General features: G+C 63.7%; 17 protein-coding genes and 5 tRNA genes. 13 read left to right on the top strand and 9 right to left on the bottom strand.

The features are described from left to right. The first annotated feature begins 11 nt into the window (after window positions 1-11). Window positions 12-86, top strand: a tRNA-Val gene (locus ACXAED_RS20165). 115 nt (window positions 87-201) lie between these two features. Then, window positions 202-771, top strand: a complete 570-nt coding sequence (locus ACXAED_RS20160; protein ID WP_475052774.1) for a histidine phosphatase family protein — start codon at window positions 202-204, stop codon at window positions 769-771. A gap of 18 nt (window positions 772-789) precedes the next feature. Here the strand turns inward: ACXAED_RS20160 and ACXAED_RS20155 are convergent, their stop codons facing one another. Further along, complete coding sequence (locus ACXAED_RS20155) at window positions 790-1,494, bottom strand: hypothetical protein (protein ID WP_475052773.1); 705 nt, start codon at window positions 1,492-1,494, stop codon at window positions 790-792. A 208-nt stretch (window positions 1,495-1,702) separates the two neighbouring features. Between ACXAED_RS20155 and ACXAED_RS20150 the strand changes: the two genes are divergently transcribed. The 4 genes from ACXAED_RS20150 to ACXAED_RS20135 all read left to right on the top strand — a co-directional run bounded on the left by ACXAED_RS20150 (window position 1,703) and on the right by ACXAED_RS20135 (window position 2,356). Continuing rightward, window positions 1,703-1,778, top strand: a tRNA-Val gene (locus tag ACXAED_RS20150). Window positions 1,779-1,977: 199 nt separating this feature from the next. Continuing rightward, window positions 1,978-2,054, top strand: a tRNA-Asp gene (locus ACXAED_RS20145). An 82-nt stretch (window positions 2,055-2,136) separates the two neighbouring features. Beyond that, window positions 2,137-2,213, top strand: a tRNA-Asp gene (locus ACXAED_RS20140). Window positions 2,214-2,279: 66 nt separating this feature from the next. Next, a tRNA-Asp gene (locus ACXAED_RS20135) sits at window positions 2,280-2,356 on the top strand. A 70-nt stretch (window positions 2,357-2,426) separates the two neighbouring features. Here ACXAED_RS20135 and ACXAED_RS20130 read toward each other — a convergent pair. From ACXAED_RS20130 to ACXAED_RS20115, 4 genes are all read right to left on the bottom strand, one after another. Then, window positions 2,427-2,816: a nuclear transport factor 2 family protein gene (locus ACXAED_RS20130; RefSeq protein WP_475052770.1), complete on the bottom strand. Its 390-nt coding sequence runs from the start codon at window positions 2,814-2,816 to the stop codon at window positions 2,427-2,429. A gap of 57 nt (window positions 2,817-2,873) precedes the next feature. Further along, window positions 2,874-3,095, bottom strand: a complete 222-nt coding sequence (locus ACXAED_RS20125; protein ID WP_475052768.1) for a hypothetical protein — start codon at window positions 3,093-3,095, stop codon at window positions 2,874-2,876. A gap of 125 nt (window positions 3,096-3,220) precedes the next feature. Next, a complete protein-coding gene (locus ACXAED_RS20120) occupies window positions 3,221-4,099 on the bottom strand; it encodes an alpha/beta fold hydrolase (protein WP_475052767.1) in 879 nt (292 codons plus the stop codon). A 310-nt stretch (window positions 4,100-4,409) separates the two neighbouring features. Beyond that, the gene (locus tag ACXAED_RS20115; RefSeq protein ID WP_475052765.1) at window positions 4,410-5,801 is read right to left on the bottom strand and encodes a M20/M25/M40 family metallo-hydrolase; all 1,392 of its coding nucleotides are present in this window, start codon (window positions 5,799-5,801) and stop codon (window positions 4,410-4,412) included. Between the two features lie 388 nt (window positions 5,802-6,189). Here ACXAED_RS20115 and hemA point away from each other — a divergent pair, with 388 nt between their 5' ends. From hemA to ispG, 3 genes are all read left to right on the top strand, one after another. Further along, window positions 6,190-7,425: a 5-aminolevulinate synthase gene (gene hemA / locus ACXAED_RS20110; RefSeq protein ID WP_475052763.1), complete on the top strand. Its 1,236-nt coding sequence runs from the start codon at window positions 6,190-6,192 to the stop codon at window positions 7,423-7,425. A gap of 128 nt (window positions 7,426-7,553) precedes the next feature. After that, window positions 7,554-8,765, top strand: a complete 1,212-nt coding sequence (locus ACXAED_RS20105) for a helix-turn-helix domain-containing protein (RefSeq protein WP_475052762.1) — start codon at window positions 7,554-7,556, stop codon at window positions 8,763-8,765. Window positions 8,766-8,868: 103 nt separating this feature from the next. Further along, window positions 8,869-9,990, top strand: coding sequence for a flavodoxin-dependent (E)-4-hydroxy-3-methylbut-2-enyl-diphosphate synthase (gene ispG / locus ACXAED_RS20100; RefSeq protein ID WP_475052760.1), 1,122 nt, complete (start codon window positions 8,869-8,871; stop codon window positions 9,988-9,990). Between the two features lie 78 nt (window positions 9,991-10,068). On the opposite strand, the gene ACXAED_RS20095 is transcribed toward ispG, so the two are convergent. After that, a complete protein-coding gene (locus ACXAED_RS20095; protein ID WP_475052758.1) occupies window positions 10,069-10,833 on the bottom strand; it encodes a DsbA family protein in 765 nt (254 codons plus the stop codon). Next, window positions 10,830-12,185: a M48 family metalloprotease gene (locus ACXAED_RS20090; RefSeq protein WP_475052755.1), complete on the bottom strand. Its 1,356-nt coding sequence runs from the start codon at window positions 12,183-12,185 to the stop codon at window positions 10,830-10,832. The genes ACXAED_RS20095 and ACXAED_RS20090 overlap by 4 nt, the downstream gene beginning before the upstream one ends. A 22-nt stretch (window positions 12,186-12,207) precedes the next feature. On the opposite strand from ACXAED_RS20090, the gene ACXAED_RS20085 reads away from it, so the two are divergent. The 3 genes from ACXAED_RS20085 to ACXAED_RS20075 all read left to right on the top strand — a co-directional run bounded on the left by ACXAED_RS20085 (window position 12,208) and on the right by ACXAED_RS20075 (window position 15,475). Then, window positions 12,208-13,353 carry a pyridoxal phosphate-dependent aminotransferase gene (locus tag ACXAED_RS20085; RefSeq protein ID WP_475052754.1) on the top strand — a complete coding sequence of 382 codons (1,146 nt, stop codon included), beginning with the start codon at window positions 12,208-12,210 and terminating at the stop codon, window positions 13,351-13,353. A gap of 92 nt (window positions 13,354-13,445) precedes the next feature. Beyond that, window positions 13,446-14,678 (top strand): N-acetylmuramoyl-L-alanine amidase, encoded by a 1,233-nt coding sequence (locus ACXAED_RS20080; RefSeq protein WP_475052752.1) that lies wholly within the window; start codon window positions 13,446-13,448, stop codon window positions 14,676-14,678. Between the two features lie 8 nt (window positions 14,679-14,686). Further along, entirely contained in the window at window positions 14,687-15,475 is a 789-nt protein-coding gene (locus ACXAED_RS20075) for a phosphodiesterase (protein WP_475052750.1), read from the top strand. A 30-nt stretch (window positions 15,476-15,505) separates the two neighbouring features. On the opposite strand, the gene ACXAED_RS20070 is transcribed toward ACXAED_RS20075, so the two are convergent. After that, a complete protein-coding gene (locus tag ACXAED_RS20070) occupies window positions 15,506-16,903 on the bottom strand; it encodes a nucleotidyl cyclase domain-containing protein (RefSeq protein WP_475052749.1) in 1,398 nt (465 codons plus the stop codon). Between the two features lie 328 nt (window positions 16,904-17,231). On the opposite strand from ACXAED_RS20070, the gene ACXAED_RS20065 reads away from it, so the two are divergent. Continuing rightward, window positions 17,232-19,733 (top strand): penicillin-binding protein 1A, encoded by a 2,502-nt coding sequence (locus ACXAED_RS20065; protein WP_475052748.1) that lies wholly within the window; start codon window positions 17,232-17,234, stop codon window positions 19,731-19,733. On the opposite strand, the gene ACXAED_RS20060 is transcribed toward ACXAED_RS20065, so the two are convergent. Beyond that, window positions 19,730-21,709 (bottom strand): Hint domain-containing protein, encoded by a 1,980-nt coding sequence (locus ACXAED_RS20060; protein WP_475052745.1) that lies wholly within the window; start codon window positions 21,707-21,709, stop codon window positions 19,730-19,732. The genes ACXAED_RS20065 and ACXAED_RS20060 overlap by 4 nt on opposite strands. Window positions 21,710-21,723: the final 14 nt, after the last annotated feature.

Here is a 21,723-nt window from a genome sequence, read left to right as displayed (position 1 = left end):
GCCTGCCTCACGGGTGATTAGCTCAGTGGTAGAGCGCTTCGTTCACATCGAAGATGTCAGGAGTTCAAATCTCTTATCACCCACCATTTTTTAGGAAAGGCGCTCCCTGCAAAGGTTGAGCGCCTTTTCTCGTTTCCGGGGTTCCGCTGGTTGCAGCTTGCGGCTACCAATTTGCCTGAGGAACCGGGCAGGGGGCGTGTGATGCAATTTCCGAAAATCTGGCTGCTTCGGCACGGGCAGACCGAGTGGAACGCTGAGCGGCGTATCCAGGGGCAGCTGGAATCACCGCTGACGCCGCTGGGGGTTCAGCATGCCCGCCGGCAGGCAGAGCTGATGGTGCCGGTGATGGCGCAGAGCCCGGCTTGCTATGCTTCGCCGCTGGGGCGGGCGCAGCAGACGGCGGATATTGCCCTGGGCGGCGCGCCGTTTGTGACTGATCCGCGTCTGGCCGAAGCATTTGCCGGAGATTTTCAGGGCATGACGCTCGGGGAAGTTGCGGCGCAATACCCGGAGATCCACGGTGTAAACCCGCACAATCTGGACCTGTTCTGTGAAGCGCCAGGCGGCGAGGGCTATGACAGTTTCCATGGCCGCATTCTGGACTTCATGCAGTCGCTGAGCGGGCCGTCGGTGGTGGTGGCGCACGGACTTTTAGGGCAGGTGATGCGCGGCATCGTCTGCGGGCTCAGCCGCGACCGGATGGCGGCGCTGCCGAACGGGCAGGGCTGTGTCTATGTTCTTGAAAACGGGGTGGAGACCGTTTTGCAATAGGGAGAGGCTGCCGGGCGGTCAGAGGCCCGGCACCTTGGCAAGCAATCCGCGCCAGCCGAAGGTGGTTCCGCCGCTGGGGCCGAATCCAACCTTGAGACCGGCACCAACAAAAGCCCGGCTGTCTGCCAGAGGGCCGGCCTCGTAATCGAGCAGGCCTGCTTCGCCATAGAAGCTCGCGCTTTCGTTCAATTTATAGCCGATGTTCAGCGCCAGCCGGGCGACTTGGGCGCTGTCCAGGTCGAGAAAGTCGATTTCGGCGCCCATATTATACTTCGCACCGGCGTCCTTGTGCAGGGCGAAGCCAAGCAGCGTTGCGGACCGGCCGTCTTCATCGCCGAGCGCGGCATAGGCCTCGCTGCTCAGGCTGCCGAAGCCGTGCCGGGCTTCCAGCCCGTAGAAATCGAGGCTGCTGTCTTCCAGTTCCTCATTGCCCAGGAATGCGCCCAGCGACGTGGTCGCGTTCACATGGTAGATACCGTGCAGGGTAGCGTTGTAAGCGCTGAGATTGCTCTCGTTGAAGTCATAGAGGCTGAGGTCCAGCTGGGTGCCCAGGCTGGAACCGAACCCGGCTTCAAGGCTGCCGCGCAGGGTGGCGCGGGAGATGCCAGTGTCTTCGGTGAAGCCGGACCAGGACAGATCCGCAGTGCCGCCCGCGACTTCCGCCGCCTGGGCCGTGGCGGCCAGCACCGGAACCGCCATGATTGCAGCCATCAAATGCTTCATGCTGATTTGCCTCAATGAATTAATAGCCTGCCGGCTGTCCGGCTTCTGTAAGGTTGCGGCAGCGGCAGGGGCAAGCATCGGCCGGCCCTTGCCGGGAGGCGGAGGAGGCGGTGTTGGCGGGCCGCAACACCGGGCGGCCCGCCGGTCAAAAATTTTTGGCAAAAGCCTCTTGAACTGCCCGGCGGCTTTGTCTAAATCCCCGCTCATCGGGTCGTTAGCTCAGTTGGTAGAGCGCTTCGTTTACACCGAAGATGTCGGGAGTTCGAGCCTCTCACGACCCACCATCCCCCCTCCCTGTTCTGCCTGGAAGATTACCTGTGCCGCGGCGTGGCTGCAGTGTTTTTCCAACTGTTTCAATGCGTTGTGGGGCGTGGGTCATTTTTTTCCGGGAAAGTTCCGAAAAAGGCAAAACACGGCTTGACGGCTTGGGGGGCTGGGAATATTACAGCCCAACATTCAGCAGCGATGCTGGATGTGCAGCGGGCGGTTGTAGCTCAGTTGGTTAGAGTACCGGCCTGTCACGCCGGGGGTCGCGGGTTCGAGCCCCGTCAACCGCGCCACTGCTGCACCCCTTCCCGGGGTTTAACAGGGACCGCCCCGGAGGGGATCTGGACCGGAGACGGTCCGCCGCAAGGCGAAAATGCGGTTGTAGCTCAGTTGGTTAGAGTACCGGCCTGTCACGCCGGGGGTCGCGGGTTCGAGCCCCGTCAACCGCGCCACTTTCGCCCGCCGCCCTGACGTTTCAGGGTCCGCCCCGGAGGGGAACATAGCCGAAAGGCCCATGCGCGGTTGTAGCTCAGTTGGTTAGAGTACCGGCCTGTCACGCCGGGGGTCGCGGGTTCGAGCCCCGTCAACCGCGCCACTTTCCTCTCCGATAGCGAAAATTGCTGACCCGCTTCGCGACGCGCGTTGGAACGCCATGCGTTTTGCGGTCAGTCCTCTGGCTCAGGCGTGTCCTGACTGAAACTGTTGAGCCAGCCGTCTTTGCCCTTTTCCCAAAGCGACGAGATCAGCATCCGTCTCCAGCCGCTGCTGCCGGCTGGCTGATAGGCCGCGCGGTAGGACAGCAGAACAGCCTCCGGCGAGAGGACGCGCAGCTGTGCATCGCTCAGGCGGTAGCCTGCCATCACCGGCCCGTCCTGCAGCTGCGCGCAATGGCCTGCTTTGTCCGAAAATCCGCTGGGATAGACGCCGAGGAAATCCTCCGTCAGCATCCGCCCGTCTGCCTCAGGGTCGCCCGCCTTCAACGCTTCCCAAACCTTGGTTTCCAAGGCGAGAATTTCGGCGAGCAGGGGGCCGTCAGTCAGAATCTCTGTGGTCATGGCGCAAGCGTGGCGCTCCGGCGTCCGCGTGGCAAGCCATGCGCACACGTGCGGCCGTTACAGAGACGGCGGTATTGGTTCTGCGCTGGTGTCGTGGCGCCATCCGGTCAGATCGGAATCAATCCATTTCCGGAGGTGGTCGATATCGGGCTTGGGGTTGGCTTCCAGGTAGCGCAGCAGCACGCGGGTGCCATGCTGATACCCGGCACGGTAGCTTTCCTCAGGGTCGGTCTGGGTGCCTTCGAATCCGGGCGGCCGTTTGAACCTGCTTTGCAGCATTTGCTGTCTCCGTCTGTTTGATCTCATGCGGTCCGGGGCAGGCTAGGGCAAGAGCGATAACCGAGTCTTAACTTGCGTGCGTAAAACGAACGTAAGCGGGTGCGGTCCTGAGGGCTGCGCGGCAGTCACAAAGGCGGCAGCGGGGTGAGAAAGTCCAGCAGAGCAGCGGCGGTTTCGCGCGGTGCGCTGTCGATGAAGAAATGCCCGCCGGGGATGCTTCCTGCGGTCATGTCCTGGAGGTGCGGCGCCCAGGCCGCGGCGACGTCATAGGCCCGGGCCATGGCGCCATCGGCACCGTAAAGCACCAGCGCCGGGCACTGGACTTGGCGGTCCAGATCGCGGGCGTCGTCGTGAAAATCGACCTCGATCGCGGCACGGTAGTCGTTGCACATGGCGTGGACGCAGGCCGGGTCTGCCCAGGCGCGACGGTAGGCGGCCAGTGCGGCGGGCGGGAAATCAGAAAGCGAGGCGCCGCCCCAACCCAGAAGGCAGCTTTCGAAGTAGGCCTGCGGATCGGCGCCGATCATCCGCTCCGGCAGCGGCGCGGGCTGAGCGAGGAAGAACCAGTGGTAATAGGCGCGTGCCACCTGTTGCGTCAGCTGGTCCAGCAATGTGTGCGTCGGGATGATGTCCATCACGGTTAGGCTGGCAACCGCCTCTGGCGCATCGAGCGCCAGCCGGTGCGCGGTGCGGCCGCCGCGATCATGGCCCGCCAGGTGGAAACGGGGGAACCCGAGCGCGCGCATCAGCGCAAGCTGATCGGCAGCCATGCTGCGAAAGCTCATCGCCTCCACGCCTTCGGGCTTGGAGCTGGCGCCATAGCCGCGCAGGTCGGCGGTCACCACGGTGAATTTCCGGGCGAGGAGAGGGGCGGTCTCTGGCCACATCTCCTTGGTCTGCGGGAAGCCGTGCAGCAGGAGGAGCGGCGGGCCCTCGCCGCGCCGGGTATAGGCGATCTGCTGGCCGTTCACCTGCAGGGTGCCGGATTGACTTGGCGCTGGCATGGGCTTCTCCCTTCGCGGCGGCGTCTTTCCGGGATTGGACCCTGAGGGCGGCACAGGATCAAGCCTGCCGCTGCGTTTGCATTGAGGGGAGGGGCTCCCGCGCCTTCTGGCGGGCATCAAGGATGCCATCCAGAAACTTGGGCCCGGCGCCGTGCTGGCGCACGGCGCGCGCCGCCTTTGGCGGCGCTGTACCCAACGGGAAGAGGGGCTCGTAAGAGCGCCGATGACGGGCGGGAGAGCGCCATTGCGCGTCTTCAACGCGGCGGTTGCTGAACGGGCGGTGCCTTGAGGTGCGGCCGCCCGCCGTACGTCACTTCGCGGTCAGGGCGTCCAGCACACGGGCCCAGGACCGGATGCCCTTGTGGAAGCTCTTGAGGTCGTACTTCTCGTTTGGCGAATGGATGGCGTCGTCATCATTGGCAAAGCCGATCAGCATCGCGTCCATATCCAGGATCGACTTGAAATAGCCTGCGATCGGGATCGAACCGCCCATGCCGCAGAACACCGCCTCGCGCTGCCACTCATCCGACAGCGCGCCGCGGGCGGCCTCGAACTCGGGGCGGGAGATGTTCATCACTGAGGCAGGCGAGCCTTCCAGGTCGTTGTCCCAGCGCACCGAGGCGTCCACCGGCAGGCGGTCCTCGACGTGTTTGCGGATCTTGCTGCGCAGCGCGTCGGGGTCCATGTCGCCAACCAGGCGGCAGGTGATCTTGCAGTGCGCCTCTGACGGGATAACGGTCTTGGAGCCGGCCCCGTTGTAGCCGCCCCAGAGGCCGTTCACCTCCAGCGTCGGGCGGGCCCACTGCTGTTCCAGGGTGGAATAGGCCTTTTCGCCGTGCGGGCGGGTGTAGCCGACCGAGTTCAGGTATTCGGCTTCGTCAAAGCCGCAATTCTGCCACTGGCGCAGCTGGTCCTCCGGCACCTCATGCACGCCTTCATAAAAGCCTTCGACCGCGACGCGCCCGGTCTCGTTGTCGTAGAAGGACGCGACGACTTCCGACAGCACCCGCAACGGGTTCAGGCCGGGGCCGCCGTAGTGGCCGGAGTGCAGGTCGATGCGGGGCCCGACGATGGTGAACTCATCCTTGAGCATGCCGCGCAGCTGCGAGGAGATCGAGGGCACCCCGCGCGACACCATCGAGGTGTCGCAGATCAGCGCCAGATCGGCCTTCAGCTCGCCGGCGTTGGTCTCCATGAAGGGAATGAGCGAGGGGGAGCCGGATTCTTCCTCGCCTTCAAAGAAGAATGTGATGCGGCAGGGCAGGGAGCCGTTCACGGCCTTCCAGGCGCGGCAGGCCTCGACAAAGGTCATCAGCTGGCCCTTGTCGTCAGACGCCCCGCGGCCGCGGATCACTGTGCCGTTCGGGGTTTCCTCCAGCTGCGGTTCAAACGGCGGCGTGTTCCACAGTTCCAGCGGGTCAACCGGCTGCACATCATAGTGGCCGTAAAACAGCACATGCGGGACGTCTGTGTTCTCCTCGCCCACATGGCCCACCACCATCGGGTGGCCGGGCGTGGCGCGTTTCTCCGCCTTGATGCCGATGGAGTTCAGGTCTGCCACCAGCCAGTCGGCGGCCTGGTCGCACTCCGCCTTATAGGCCGGGTCGGTGGAAATCGACTGGATGCGCAGCAGCTCCATCAGCCGCTCCGTTGCGGCGTCCAGCTCTGCGTCGATCCGGTCCAGAACATCATTCAGTGCCATCTCTTGCTCTCCTGTTTGTCCGGGGGAAGGCCCGGGATTTGGGCCAATTTGCCGCGGACCCTAGCAGTGCCCCCGGGGAGGGGCCAGAGGGGGCAGGCCAGGATATGCACTGTCTTGCCGCGGGCCGCCGTTTCCGGACCTGCGCATTGCGGCTTGGAGCGCGCAGGGAACATGACGTAAACGGCCACAGCTTGGCCGTTACTGTCCTTGCCGGGCTGCTGTTTAAGTTTTATTTGACCTGCATCAATGTTGCGCACCCTTGGCGGGGCGTATGCAGTTGATCAAAAGGGACGCCTGCGGTAACCATTCCTGAACGTGAATGTGGTTATACTGCCGGACGGCCGAGCCCTTTACACAGCCCGCGTGCTTCGAGGGAGCACAATTAGCTATGGAGATGCCGGTGGACTATACCGCGAAACTGGACGCTGCAATTGCCAGCCTGCACCAAGAGGGACGCTACCGGACCTTCATCGACATCGAGCGCAAGAAGGGCCATTTCCCGCATGCGGTCTGGACCCGGCCGGACGGCACCAAGCAGAACATCACCGTCTGGTGCGGCAACGACTACCTCGGCATGGGCCAGAACCCGGTTGTGCTGCAGGCGATGCATGATGCGATCGACTCCACAGGCGCGGGCTCCGGCGGCACCCGCAACATTTCCGGCACCACGGTCTATCACAAGCAGCTGGAGGCCGAGCTGGCCGACCTGCACGGCAAGGAAGCGGCGCTGCTGTTCACCTCTGCCTACATCGCCAATGACGCGACGCTGTCGACTTTTCCCAAGCTGTTCCCGGGGCTGATCATCTATTCCGACGCGCTGAACCATGCCTCGATGATCGAGGGCGTGCGCCGCAACGGCGGTGCAAAGCGCATCTTCCGCCACAACGATGTTGCACACCTGCGTGAGCTGCTGGAAGCCGACGATCCCAAGGCGCCCAAGCTGATTGCCTTCGAGTCGGTCTACTCGATGGATGGCGACTTTGGCCCGATTGAAGAAATCTGCGACTTGGCCGAGGAATTCGGCGCGCTCACCTATATCGACGAGGTGCACGCGGTCGGCATGTACGGCCCCCGCGGCGGCGGCGTGACCGAGCGGGACCGCCTGGCTCACCGGATCGACATCATCAACGGCACCCTGGCGAAGGCGTACGGCGTGATGGGCGGCTATATCGCGGCGTCTGAAAAGATGTGCGACGCCATCCGCTCTTATGCGCCGGGCTTTATCTTCACTACCTCGCTGGCGCCTGCTGTGGCGGCAGGGGCGGCGGCCTCGGTCGCTTACCTGAAGGGCGCGCAGGATCTGCGCGACAAGCATCAGGACCAGGCCAAGGTTCTGAAGCTGCGCCTCAAGGGGCTGGGCCTGCCGATCATCGACCATGGCAGCCACATTGTGCCGGTGATCGTGGGCAACCCGGTCCACACCAAGGTCCTGTCCGACCACTTGCTGGAAGATTACGGCATCTACGTGCAGCCGATCAATTTCCCGACCGTGCCGCGCGGCACAGAGCGCTTGCGCTTCACGCCGTCGCCTGTGCACGGCCCCAAGGAGATCGATGCGCTGGTCCACGCAATGGACGCATTGTGGTCGCATTGTGCGCTGAATTGTGCCGAACTTGCCGGTTAACATACTGATCAGTGTAAATTAACGCTGAGTGTGTTACGCTGCTGTCAACCAATGAGTGGATCCGAGTCGCGTCTGTGATTCTTTCACCACTCTGAAACGAGGCGGCAGGCATTTATGGGACGGCAGGCATGATCGGGCGCTTCACCCAGCGCAAGCAAGAAGAGCATGGCGAAACAGCAGAGCCCAAGGGTTTTGATGATTTCGAACTGAAGCTTGGCGACGTTATGCGCGGCGAACGGGCGACAATGGGCAAGTCCTTGCTCGACGTCCAACGAGAGCTGCGGATCAAGGCGTCCTACATCGCTGCCATCGAAAATTCCGATCCTTCCGCCTTTGACACACCCGGCTTTATCGCGGGCTACGTGCGCTCCTACGCGCGCTACCTCAACATGGATGCCGAGCAGGCGTTTCAGGATTTCTGCCGGGAAAGCGGCTTTTCCGTGGCCCATGGCATGTCGGCCGAGGCGTCCAGCCGCAGCAAGACAGGCGCGGCGCCAGCCGCCAAATCCACTGGCCTGGGTGGCGACGCCTTTGCCTCCCCGAACACGCCGTTTATCCCCGCGCCCAGCAGCATCCTCAGCCAGGTCGAACCGCGCGCGGTCGGTTCGCTGATGGTGCTGACGGCGCTGATCGGCGGCATCACCTATGGCGGCTGGGCTGTTTTGAAAGAAGTGCAGCAGGTGCAGTTTGCACCTGTAGATCAGACCCCGGCGGTGCTGGCCGATCTCGACCCGCTCAGCAGTGCGGTGCTGGAAACCGCAGATGGCGGCCAGGATCCGGCGGCTGAGGCGCTGGACCGGCTCTACCGCCCGCAGGCGCTGGATGTGCCGGTTCTGGTGGCACGCGACGCGCCGATCTCTACCCTGGATCCGTCCACCGTCGGCAACTTTGCCGCGCCGGAACTGCCCAGCGTCATCCTGGCGGAGGCCAGCATGGCCTATGAGGAAGACGCGCTGTCGCAGCCGGTTCCGCAGGTGGTCGCCGAAGTCGAACCGGGGGTCGAAATGGTGGCGGTGCGCCCGTCCTGGGTGCAGGTCACCGCAGCCGATGGCAGCGTGATCCTGGAAACCATCATGGATGCGGGCCAGCGCTTTGAGGTGCCCTTGACCGAGGATGCGCCGCGCCTGCGCACCGGTGAAAGCAGCGCTATTTATTTCGCAGTCAACGGCGAGCATTTCGGCCCGGTCGGCGCGCGCGGACAGGTGTCCAAAAATATCGAACTGTCGATGGAGGCAATCACCGGCCGGTTCGAACTGGCCGATCTGCAGGATGGCCGGAACGAGGCGCTGGCGACATTGGTGGCGCAGCTGCAGGTGGAAGACCAGCAGCCGTCCGAATAATCCCTTCGCAGGAATCCGCAAAAGACGCCCGGTGCCGCCATTGCAGCGCCGGGCGTCTGCACGTATCTAGACGCTAACAGCACCCAGCCGGGACACGAGCCATATGTCGATCAACCATATCCGCCCCTGGCGCCATATCGAGCGCCGCAAGAGCCGCCAGATCCACGTCGGCAATGTGCCCGTCGGCGGCGATGCCCCGATTGCGGTACAGACCATGACCAACACGCTGACGACTGATGTGGCGGCGACGGTGGCCCAGGTGCAGGCCGCAGCCGAAGCCGGGGCGGACCTGGTGCGGGTCTCAGTGCCGGATGAGGCGTCGTCAAAAGCGCTGAAGGAGATCGTCCGGGAAAGCCCGGTTCCGATAGTTGCGGATATCCACTTCCACTACAAACGCGGCATCGAGGCGGCAGAGGCCGGTGCGGCCTGCCTGCGTATCAACCCGGGCAACATCGGCGACGAGAAGCGCGTGGCCGAAGTGATCAAGGCCGCCCGCGACCACAATTGCTCGATCCGGATCGGGGTGAATGCAGGGAGCCTCGAAAAGCACCTTCTGGACAAATACGGCGAGCCTTGCCCGGAGGCGATGGTTGAGAGCGGCCTGGACCACATCCGCATCCTTCAGGATCATGATTTTCACGAATTCAAGATCTCGGTGAAGGCGTCCGACGTCTTCATGTCCGCCGCGGCGTATCAGCAGCTGGCAGAGGCCACCGATGCGCCGATCCACCTCGGGATCACCGAGGCGGGCGGTTTTGTCTCCGGAACCATCAAATCGGCGATCGGCCTTGGCCAGCTTTTGTGGATGGGCATCGGCGACACGCTGCGCGTCAGCCTCTCCGCGGATCCGGTGGAGGAGGTGAAGGTCGGCTTCGAGATCCTCAAGTCCCTGGGCCTGCGCCACCGCGGCGTCAACATCATCTCCTGCCCGTCCTGCGCGCGCCAAGGCTTTGACGTGATCAAGACGGTGGAAACGCTGGAGGAACGGCTGGCCCATATCCACACCCCGATGAGCCTCTCGATCATCGGCTGCGTGGTGAACGGCCCCGGCGAGGCGCTGATGACCGATGTCGGTTTCACCGGAGGCGGCGCGGGCTCCGGCATGGTCTATCTGGCGGGCAAGGCCAGCCACAAGATGTCGAACGAGCAGATGGTCGACCACATCGTCGAAGAGGTCGAGAAAAAGGCCGCCCTGATCGAGGCGGCCCAAGAGGCGGCAGAATAGGGATCCTGCCCTTTCATCTTTCCAAAAAACTCCGGGGTCCGGGGCAGAGCCCCGGTTCCGCCGGTTCAGTTGTAAGTATCAGCTGCGCTTCTCGCGGATCTCCGCCACCATGATTTCCATTTGGTCGGCGGGCAGGTAGCCGCGCAACAGCTCATTGCCCAGCACGAACGTCGGAGTGCCGGAGATCGCCATCTTCTGCGCCAGCGCGCGGGTCTGGCGCAGTTCGGCCGTCACTTCCTCGCTGTCCATTTTGGCAAAGATTGCATCGGCATCCAGCGACAGCCCCTCGGCCAGGCGGCGCAGCGCGACCTCGTTCGGTTCGCCGCCGAACGCGATCAGCGAGTCATGCACCTGCTTGTAGGCGTCGTCGCCTGCAACCTGTTTGGTGGCGACGGCAAAGCGTGAGGACAGCACCGAGGCCTCACCCAGGATCGGGAACTCCTTGATCACCAGGCGGATGTTGCCGTCGCTCTCCAGGAGCTTTTCCACCTCTGGCGCGGCGCGGCGGCAGTAGCCGCAGCGGTAGTCCATGAATTCCACCAGGGTGATGTCGCCATCGGGGTTGCCACCCACCCAGGAATAGCCGTCGTTCTGCAACTCCTCCAGGTTCTCGGCAACCAGCACATCGTCGCGGGCCGCTTCGGCCTGCTGCTGCTGCTGTTCCAGGAGGTCGATGGCCTCCAGAATCAGATCCGGGTTTTCCAGAATGTATTCGCGAACCTGCTCGCCAAAGGCTACGCGCTCGGCATCGGACATAGCGCTGATGTCAAAGGCTTGGGCCGGTGCGCCCAGCAGGGCGAGGGCCGTGGCCGCTGCGGTGGCTGTGCGGGTGAAAGGGGTCATTTTCTTCTCTTTCTCTTCTGAGCTTGTTCAAAGGCTGACAGCACATCCTGCGCCCGCCGGGCGGCGGGGGATCCTGCTGGCAGCTGGGCCACGGCCCGTTTGGCGTGAATGCCGGCGTCATCCAGACGCCCTTGCAAGGCATAGCGTTCGGCGGTGACCAGGGCAGCCATGCCGGTCTGGCCGGTCTTGGCATAGGCCAGCGACATGTCGCGCAGCAAAACCGGGTTGCGGAAGTCGATAGCCCGGGCGCGTTCCATGCTTTTGAGCGCCGCCTTGGGCCGGCCCGCGGCCAGCTGGGCGCGGCCGTAGCCGGTCAGGGTCAGCGGGTCCCTGGGAGCAAGCTTGACTGCGGTGCCATAGGCGGCCAGGGCAGCGTTCCACTGCCGGTTCTCGATCAGGATCTGGCCCTTCAGTTCGTGATAGAAGGGGTCGGAGGGCCGCATGGCCAGCGCGCCGTTCACCGCCTTCAGTGCTTTTTTCAGATTGTTCTGCCGGTGATAGGCGGCGGCCTCGCGCATCAGGCGGACGTCCTTGAACTGTTCTTCGCGCACCCGGCGCAGGGTCCATTTCGGGGCGCGGGTAAAGGCCGACAGCTTGCCGCGCACACGCGCAAACCAGTACTGGGCCTCAGCGCTGGCCTGACCCTTGTCGCCATGCGCCGCCAGATAGGCCTGGGCGGCGCGGATGCGGTCGCGGCTGAGCGGGTGGGATCGGGTGTAGGGGTCCTGGCTCCTGACGCTGAGCACTTCCTGGCCGGCAAAGGCTTTGTGCAGGTCGACAAGGCCCTGCGGGCTGATGCCGGCGCGGTTCAGGTAGTCGGCAGCGGAGCGGTCGGCGGAGCTTTCCTCGGCTCGGGTATGGGCCAGAAAACTGCGCAGGGCCGAGTTCCGGGTGCCGATGGCGATACCGCCCGCCGCTTCACCGGCGCCGGCTGCGGCTGCCAGAACAGATAAGGCCAGGCCAAGCCCTGCGGCGCTGTTGGCTGAGCGCAGGTTCTGCATCCGCCGCGCCAGGTGGCCATTGGTGATATGGGCGGCTTCGTGGGCGATCACAGCTTGCAGCATCTCCGGGGAGGTGACCTTTAGGACCAGCCCGTAATGCACGAAAATCGTTCGCGAATCCAAAACGAATGCATTGAAGGAGGAGTCGTTGACCAGCAGAATCCGCATCCGCTTGGCGTTCAGCCCGGCCGCGCGCAGAACGGGGGCAGCCAGCCGGTTCAGACCGTGTTCGATATCCGGATCGCGCAGCAGCGAGATTGATGCCGCCTGCGCCGCTGCCGCAAACTGAAGCAGGGCGCAAACCACAAGAGCCGGGATTGACGCCAGCCGGAAGAAACGGTCAAAACTCATACGCGCACCATGGGAGATCAGAATGCGAAACTCAAGCCGCTCCAGCGTTGATCCGTTTATTGTGATGGACGTGATGGAGGCCGCCCGCAAAGCTGAAGAAGCCGGCCGCCACATTATCCATATGGAGGTGGGCCAGCCCTCCACCGGGGCGCCTGCCGGAGCGCTGAAGGCGCTGGGGAATGCGCTGGAAAACAACGCCTTGGGTTACACTGTTGCGCTTGGCCTGCCGGAACTGCGCAAACGGATCGCGCAGCTTTACGGCGACTGGTATAACGTCGATCTGAACCCGGACCGGGTGATCGTGACGCCGGGCTCCTCCGGCGCCTTTCTGCTCAGCTTCACCGCGCTCTTCGACAGCGGCGACCGGGTTGGCATCGGCGCGCCGGGGTATCCGTCCTACCGGCAGATCCTCAAGGCGCTGGGGCTGACGCCGGTGGACATCCAGACCGCACCGGAAAACCGGCTGCAGCCGGTGGCGGCAGACCTTGCCGGGCAGGACCTAGCCGGGCTGATGGTGGCTTCGCCCGCCAACCCCACCGGCACCATGCTGGACCACGCGGCGATGGGGGCGCTGATCGACGCGGCACAGGCGGAGGGCGCCAGCTTCATTTCCGACGAGATCTATCACGGGCTGGAGTATGAAGCGAAGGCAGTGACAGCGCTGGAACTGACGGATGAATGCTACGTCATCAACTCCTTCTCCAAGTTCTTCTCGATGACCGGCTGGCGTGTTGGCTGGATGGTCGTGCCGGAAGATCATGTGCGGGTGGTTGAGAGGATTGCCCAGAACATGTTCATCTGCGCCCCGCATGCCAGCCAGGTTGCGGCGCTGGCCGCACTCGATTGCGAAGACGAAATGCGCGAGAACCTGGCCGTCTACGCAAAGAACCGCCAGTTGATGCTGGAGGGGCTGCCCAAGGCCGGATTTACCAAAATCGCACCGCCGGACGGGGCATTTTATGTCTATGCCGATGTGTCGGACCTGACAGATGACAGCCGCAGCTTTGCCGCGGAAATCCTTGAAAAGGCGGGCGTTGCGGTGACGCCGGGGCTGGATTTCGACCCCGTGCGCGGGGCCACCACGCTGCGCTTCTCCTATGCCCGCTCTACCGCGGACATCGAGGAGGGGCTGGCGCGTCTGGCGCTGTACATGGCGTCCAGAGACTGAGCCGGGGATAACTGCACAAGGCGGATTTCCAAGCCCGCCCAAATTGCCTAGTCTGCCCGCCAAAAGGCCAAGAGGCCGGGCAAGAGGCGAGCATGGGCAGACTGATTACACTCACCGCACTGATATGGGCTTTGGCGGCGGGTGCCTGGGCGCAATCCGGCAACAGCGGCTTTGGGGGTCTGGCGCGCATTGACGCCAGCGGAAGCCGTGTCCGGGATGCCGGGCGGGGCGCGGAGATCACCCTGGGCCTCAGCCAGGGGGTGCCCTACCGGCTGTTCACCCTGGACGGCCCGCCGCGGCTGGTGCTGGATTTCCAGGAGGTCGACTGGACCGGGCTGACGGCAGACAAGCTGGTGCAGGGGGATCAGATCACCGCCGCGCAGTTCGGCACCTATGTGCCGGGCTGGTCGCGGCTGGTGCTGCAGCTGGCGGAGCCGATGAAGGTTTCTTCGGCTGCAATGAGTGTCGATCAAGTAACTGCGGCGGCCCGGCTGGCGGTGTCGCTGGAACCTGCTTCCGCGCAGGAGTTTGCCGCCGGCGCCGGTGCCCCGCAGGATCCGCGCTGGGATCTTCCCGCACCTGAGGTGATGCAGGGCCGGGCAGCGCGGGACGAGAACGCGCCGCTGTTGGTGATGCTTGATCCGGGACACGGCGGCATAGACCCGGGTGCAGAGACCGAAGATGGCATCATCGAGAAACACCTGATGCTGCAATTCGCCCGGGAGCTGGGGGAGGCGCTGGTGCGCTCAGGCCAGTTCACCGTGATGATAACTCGTGACGACGATTTTTTTGTTTCGCTAGAACGGCGCATCGCAATGGCGCATCAGGCAGGTGCCGATGTGTTCATTTCGCTGCATGCGGACACGATCTCGGAAGGCCGCGCGCATGGCTCCACCGTTTACACATTGTCCAAAGAGGCTTCCGACCTGGCGTCGGCCAAACTGGCGGAGCGCCATCTGCGCGGCGACCTGCTGTCGGGCACCGACCTCAGCCAGGCGGACGACCGGGTGACAGGAGTGATGCTGGATCTGGCGCGGCAGGAAACCCAGCCGCGCAGCGACGCGCTGGCGGCGGCGCTGATTGACGGGCTGCGGGCGCAAGGAAAGCCGATCAACAACCGTCCGCTGCGCTCCGCCGGGTTTTCGGTGCTGAAGTCGGCGGATATCCCCTCGGTGCTGGTGGAGATCGGTTTTCTGTCCAGCAAGCGCGACCTGAAAAACCTGGTGGACGCGGACTGGCGCGCCAAGGCCGCCCGCGGCATCCTGAACGGGCTGATCACCTGGCGCGCCCAGGATGACACCCGCCGCGCACTGGTGCGGAAGTAGAGGCTGCCATGAAACTGATCTGGATGTCCGATCTGCATTTCGAGGCTGAAGGTCCGGTACTGGGCCACGACCCGCGGCTGCGGCTGCGGGCGGCGGTGGAATTTGCCGCTGAACACCATTGCGATGCTGACGCCTGCCTGATCACCGGTGACCTGGTGGAAACCGGATCAGAGCGGAATTACACGCGCTTGAACGAGCTGTTCAATGTCCTGCCAATGCCGGTCCTGCCGTTGACCGGCAATCACGACGATAGGGAGGCATTGCGGAGTGCGCTGCCTTTGCCAGCCGGGGCGATGCCCGGCTTTGTGCAGTATAGGGCGGATATCGGGGAGCTATCTGTGCTGTGCCTCGACACACTGATCCCCGGTCAGGCGGCGGGCATCCTGTGCCCGGAGCGCATGGATTGGCTGGCAGCGGAGCTGGCAGCGCTGGACGGGCGGCCCGCCATCGTGGCGATGCATCACCCGCCCGTGAAACTGGGGCTGCCGATGCAGGACCCGGACAATCTCCAAAACGGGGCGGAGCTGCTGGCGCTGCTTACCCGCTATCCCAATGTGCTGCACCTGCTGGCGGGCCACGTGCATCGGCCCTGTTCCGGCGTCGCGCAGGGCATTCCCTTTGCTACCGCAAAAGCGGTTCTGTACCAGGCGCCGCCGCCCCGCCCAGCCTGGGACTGGAGCACCTTTCAACCCGCCGCTGAAGCACCTGCGCTGACGGTGCTGCAATTCGAGGGCGGCGATCTCACGCTGCAGACTTGCCAGTTCTGCGACTACGGCCTGGGCGGCCCCAAACTGTAAAGCGCCAAGGCGGGCAAGGGTGTGCTGGCGTCAGGCGGCTTCCGCCTCGGCCAGCGCCTTTTCGATTTCGCGTTCAAGCGCCTGCTTGTGCGGGGCAAGAATGTCATTGGCAACTTTTGCCATCAGCCCCTGTTTTTCCAGCTTGGCGGCGATGCAATCCATCAGCTGCCCTTCGGCCTTGCTCTTCTCCATGCAGGAGCTGACGATTTTCTCCAAAGCGTTCATGTGGTTGGTCAAAGCCTTGGCAATTGCCCGGCCGGTGAAGAACTTGTGCGCCATCCGCAGGACGGTCTGCAGAACAATCTCGGCGCCGATCTTGCGCGGGATGCCGGTGAAGCGGCCCAGGATGATCTCGATCTCCTTGCCGCCCCAGCGGGCCGCTGTGCTCCACAGGTATTTGTTGATCCAGCGGGAGTTGACCATCCGGCTGGCCAGCCGCTCGCCAACCCCCTTCATGACAAGCTGCCCGGCCTTGGCCCCGAGCCATCCCGAAAAGCCGCCCGCCACCGCAGCAAAGGTGACGCGCTTGAAGGAGCCTGCCACACCGCCGGCCTTGACCCATTGCCCCTTGAGAATGCAGCCGTTGGCGATTTCCTGGACGGTGTTCTTGCTGGCGGCGACAACGGCGCCCGCGGTGGCGGGATTCACCCCGTTGGTGACCAGGATCAGCTGCACAATGTCTGCGGCGCCGTCGCGCAGATCGACCGAGATTTCTTCGCAGATCTTGGCGCTTTGCCCCAGCTCCTTGGAGAGCATGTTCAGATCCATCGCCACCGCGTCGAGCAGGATCTTGGTCTTTTTCATTTGCTTGAACGATTCCAGCAGGCTTTTCTTGTTCTTGCCATAGGTCATGTCCACCAGCTTGCCGACTGCGGCATCTGCCTTCTTGAGCGACTTCGCAGGACGTTCGATGTCGGCGTTGGGGGTCACCATCTTGACGAAAAAGGTCCAGAACCCTTTTTGCATTTCGCGGTACTGGTCGCGGTAGTTGTTCAGCGTGCTCATGAACGCCATGGTTTCGGTGTGCAGGCGGCTCTGGATGGCGCCGACGGCGTCGCCCATGTCGTCCTCGGTGAACCAGTGGGTCTTGCCCCGCCATTTTACCTCATAGACCTTGCCCTTGGCGGGCAGCGGCCTGCCGCCCTGCGCCTTGGCGAATTGTTCGGCGACCTTGACCGGGGAGCTGTCCAGCATCTTGAAGGTCTTGGAGCCGGGTTCGACCAGGCTGGTCACCTTGGTTTTCACGACCTGCTGCTGGAACTGGCCGATGGCGAGGATCGTCGGCTGGCCCACTTTGCCATTGGTGGGCACCCGTTTGTAGCCGACAGTCGCCGCATGTTCGTTGAGCATTTTCTGGACCAGCACAACGTCCTTGGGGTCGTTCACGGCAGTCTTGCCGCCGCCGACCGGAGCTCCGAGTTTGGCCATAGCAGTCTCCTCCACCTTTCGGGCTGCCGGGTGAAACCTGAATTGGGTGCGCGCCGCGGAAGGCGGGCGGTGGATGGGGAGGCAGGCCAAGAAGGCGATTGCGTGCACATGCGTTCAGCCTGCCCGCCGCCTGCGCCGAACCGCGGCAAGCATTGGGAAAATGGGGCAGCCGCTGTTAGTATTGTCCTGTCAGGATACATCACAGACGGCTCAAAACCAATTCTTCGGGCGGCAGATATCAGGACAGCACACTTTCGCCGCCGCATGCTTTGACCCCGGACACCGCCGCGCCTATATAGGCGGCACCTCGCGAGAAAGGCCCAACCCCGTGCTCAGGTTCATACTCTCCTTCTTCGGCTCCATCTTCAGTACCATCACCCTCGGCGTGGCGATGGTGGCGCTGACAATCGGGGCGGTGTTCTGGATCTACGGGCGCGACCTGCCGAGCCATGAATTGCTGGCCCAGTACCAGCCGCCGACCATCAGCCGGATCTATTCGGGCGAGGGCTATCTGATCGACGAGTTCGCCAAGGAACGCCGCCTGTTCACCCCGTCGCATGAGATCCCGGACCTGGTGAAACAGGCGTTCATCTCGGCCGAGGACAAGAACTTCTACAGCCATTCGGGCTATGACGCCCGCGGCATCGCGGCCGCCGCGATCGAGGCGGTGCGCTCGCGCGGGCAGAACGTGCGCGGCGCCTCGACCATCACGCAGCAGGTGATGAAGAACTTCCTGTTGTCCGGTGACCGCCGGGCCGAGCGCAAGATCAAGGAGATCATCCTCGCCACCCGGCTGGAGGAGACGCTGGACAAGGAGCGGATCCTGGAACTGTATCTGAACGAGATCTTCCTGGGCCAGAATTCCTATGGCGTGACCGCCGCCGCGCAGACCTATTTCAACAAGACGCTGAGCGAGCTGGAACCGCATGAGGCGGCGACGCTTGCGTCGATGCCCAAGGCTCCGTCGGATTACCATCCGGTGCGCCAGAAGGACCGTCTGCTGGCGCGGCGCAACTATGTGCTGCGGGAAATGCGCGAGAACGGATACATCTCCGCCGATGTCTATGAGGTGGAGGTCGCCCAGCCGCTGCGTTCGGTGCAGAACGGCGATTTTGAGGCGTTCCGAACCGCGCTGCCGCCGCGGGATTACTTCACTGATGAAATCCGCCGCCAGCTGACCCAGGACTTTGGCGAGGGCGAGTTCTTTACCGGCGGCTTTACCGTGCGCGCCACCCTCGACCATGAAATGCAGGCCGAAGCGGCGCTGGCGCTGCGCGGCGGCCTGGAGAAATACGACCGCTCCCGCGGCAAGTGGCGGGGCACCGGCGTGCAGCTGGACGAAGCCCAGCTGGGTGATGAGACGGCTTGGCGCGCGGCGCTGGCAGATGCCGACGTCCCGCGCGATATCGCTTTGGGCGGCAGATGGCATCCGGCGGTAGTGCTGGAGGTCGGCAGCGAGTTGATGACGGTGGGTGTCGAACAGAGCAAGGGCACCGGGTCGGTGCCGCGCTCAGACATCAAGTGGATGAAGGGCAGCTTTGCAGACAACTTCACCCGCGGCGACGTGGTGCTGGTGCGGGCCGAAAAGAAGGACGGGGAATTCAGCCATTGGTCGCTGCGCCAGGTGCCGGAAGTGCAGGGCGGCTTTGTTGCGATGGACGTGAACTCGGGCCGGGTTCTGGCGATGCAGGGCGGCTTCTCCTACCAGCACTCGGTGTTCAACCGCGCGACCCAGGCACTGCGCCAGCCGGGCTCCAGCTTTAAGCCGTTTGTCTATGCGGCGGCGCTGGACAGCGGCTACAGCCCGGCGACCATCGTGGTTGACGCCCCGATCGAGATCAACACGCCGCAAGGGTTGTGGCGGCCCAAGAACTCCACCAACAAGTTCTACGGACCCACGCCATTGCGCACCGGTATCGAGATGAGCCGGAACCTGATGACCATCCGCCTGGCGCAGGAGGTCGGGATGCCGGTGGTTGCGGGCTATGCCGAACGCTTTGGCGTCTATGACAACATGGGCGCTTTCCTCGCCAACTCGCTGGGTGCGGAGGAAACCACGCTCTACAAGATGGTGGCAGCCTATGCGATGTTCGCCAACGGCGGCGAGCGCGTGCAGCCGACGCTGGTGGACCGGGTGCAGGACCGCTTTGGACGCACCATCTACCGCCATGACGACCGCGACTGCGTGGATTGTTCCGATCCGGCACTGGCTGCAGGTCAGCCGCCGCGCATCGTCACCGACCGCGAGCGGGTGATGGACCCGGTGACCGCCTATCAGCTTACCTCGATGATGAAGGGTGTTGTTGACCGCGGCACCGCGTCCAGCGTGATCAACCTGCCGGTGCCCACAGCGGGCAAGACCGGTACCACCAACGATTCGCGTGATGTCTGGTTCGTCGGCTTCACCTCCAACATCGTGGCGGGCTGCTACATGGGCTTTGACCAGCCCCGCCCGATGGGCCGCGGCGCCTATGGCGGCACCATGTGCGGACCGGTGTTCCAGCAGTTCATGACCAAGGCGGTGGAGAAATTCGGCGGCGGCCCGTTTGACGTTCCGGAAGGCGGCCACTTCATCAAGATCGACCGCTACACCGGCGCGCGGCTGCCGGACGATGCCTCCGGTCCGTATGTGGTTGCGGAGTATTTCCGGGATGGTGCCGAGCCGATCTTCGGCCTGACCTATGACGGCGGCTTTGCCATGGGATCCAACCTGCCGCTGGTCGAGGAAGTGCAGCAGTCCGGCCGCAAAGTCACCACCTCCAGCGGCGGCACCGCGGTGCTGGGGCCCAAGGCCACCTTTGGCACCGTCAGTTCTGGCGGGTTGTACTAGGGGCCAAGCAGCACCGCCTCGTGGCGCGTCATGCACTGGCGCGCCGTGTTGCCATAGGTGCCGGGGCACCAGCGCAAGTCCGGCATGATGCTGAACAGTTCCTCCTGCACTGGTTCGTCCAGGGCAGACACCGCCTGTCTGCCGGGGTGGAAGCTCTCGGACGGGGCGCCTTCGGCATAGATGATCTCATGCCGGTCAAAAAGCAGGTGGACATAGGTCACCATGCCGCCGTGCTGCTGGCGGATGCTGCTGCCATTGACCAGATGCAGGGCGGAAACTAGAACCTCGCGCTCGCCGCACAGCAGTGTTGCGCTTGAACCGGTGTAGAGCATCCGGTGCTGCGGGGAGACCAGCAGGTCCCGTTCCGATCCGAACAGGCCCGCAGGCAAGCGCACCGGAGCCAGGTTACCTTTTGCGGGCACGGTTGACTGGCTGATCCAGCGCACCGGCTGCATCCCGTTGTCCCGCGTGATCACCTGATCGCCCGGCTGCAGCGTTTCGATGGCCCGCAGGCCTGTCGCCGTGGCAATCCTGGTGCCGGCGGTGAAGCAAATGATCTGCTCGATGCCGGAGAAACTGACCACGCTGCCATCCAGCAGCGTCGCGGTGCCGGAGAGGCTGCCGCCGCTGTCGTCGGTAATGTTCAGCGTGCCTTTGTTGAGCTGGCCGTTGAAATCCAGTGTGTCGCCGGTTGTCTGCCCGTCATCGCCGCCCGATATGGTGATATTATTGCTGCCGCTGTCGCCTGTATCGACGATGGTGAAATAGTCATCGCCGTCGCCGCCGGTGGCGGAATCGCCTTCACCGGTGATGAGGCTGTCATCGCCGGCCCCGCCATCCAGAGTGTCGGCACCACTGCCGCCCTGCAGGGTGTCATCGCCGCCTTGGCCATAGATCAGATCATCCCCGGAACCGCCGGAGATATTGTCGTTGCCGTCTGCCGGGTCTTCCGGGGGCACCGTGAACGTGATGTTCGAGACCATATAGTCGGAACCGTCGGTGCCATCGGTTTGCAGGTTCGCAGACAATACCAGCTGGTCGAATGGACCGTACCCGTTGATATCCACAGTCCCGGTGCCGGTGCCTGCGCCGTCCTCTGTGAAATCGCCTTGGGCAACCAGAACACCGTCGTTGTAGATGGCCCAGTGCCCTTCCTCCCCGTAGCTGTCAGTATAGAGATGCTTGAAGGAGAAGCTGGCGTCCGTGGTGTCCTGATCAAAATCGATGATCAGCTCTTCTGAGACGCCAGAAGCTTTGTCGTAGCCGATCTGCGCGTGGACGCCGCTGTCGGAATCCGAGACCGCCCCGGCAACACCAAAGGCGTTGCTGTAGTAAGAGATGTTGGCGGCGCTGGCGGTGCCCGAGACATCCTTGGCAGTTACGGTGAATCCGCTGGACGTGTCTGTTACGTTTGCATCGTCGATGCCTTGCTGCGAACTGCTGAGCCCGGCCTCGGTGCTGCTGTCGCCATAAATCGTGTCATCGCCGCTGCCGCCCTCAAGGCTGTCGCCGCCTGCGCCGCCCAGCACGAGGTCGTTGTCCGCGCCCGCATCCACGGTGTCGTCCCCTGCGCCAGCCTCCACCGTATCCTGGTTGCCTGAGACACCGCCGCCGCTGCCGTTGTCGATCTGGTCGCCATCGCCGTCGGTGTAGCTGCTGCCGATCATATCGCCGCCGCTGGTGCCCTCCACCGGGCCATCCATGTCGGTGTAAGCGGGCGGAGTGTCTGCGCTGGCCGAACTGACGGAGTCCGGCGGACCGTAGTCCGGAACAAAGTAGACGTTGCCGTTTGTGGCCAGATAATAGACCCCCGGCTCAATCTCATTGGTGTAGGGCGTGCCTGCGTGCGAGCCTGTCCAGCTCCAGTTGCTGGCTCCAAGCGTCTGGTCAGCAGTAAAGGCGGCATAGCTGGTGGTGATCGTATCGCCCTGATCAAGCGAGCCGTTACCGAGTTGGACAAGATATCCGCTAGGCATAATCCAAGTCCCCA

Source organism: Leisingera sp. ABM4_103 (assembly GCF_056158685.1).
This window is presented reverse-complemented; position numbering and strand designations above follow the sequence as displayed.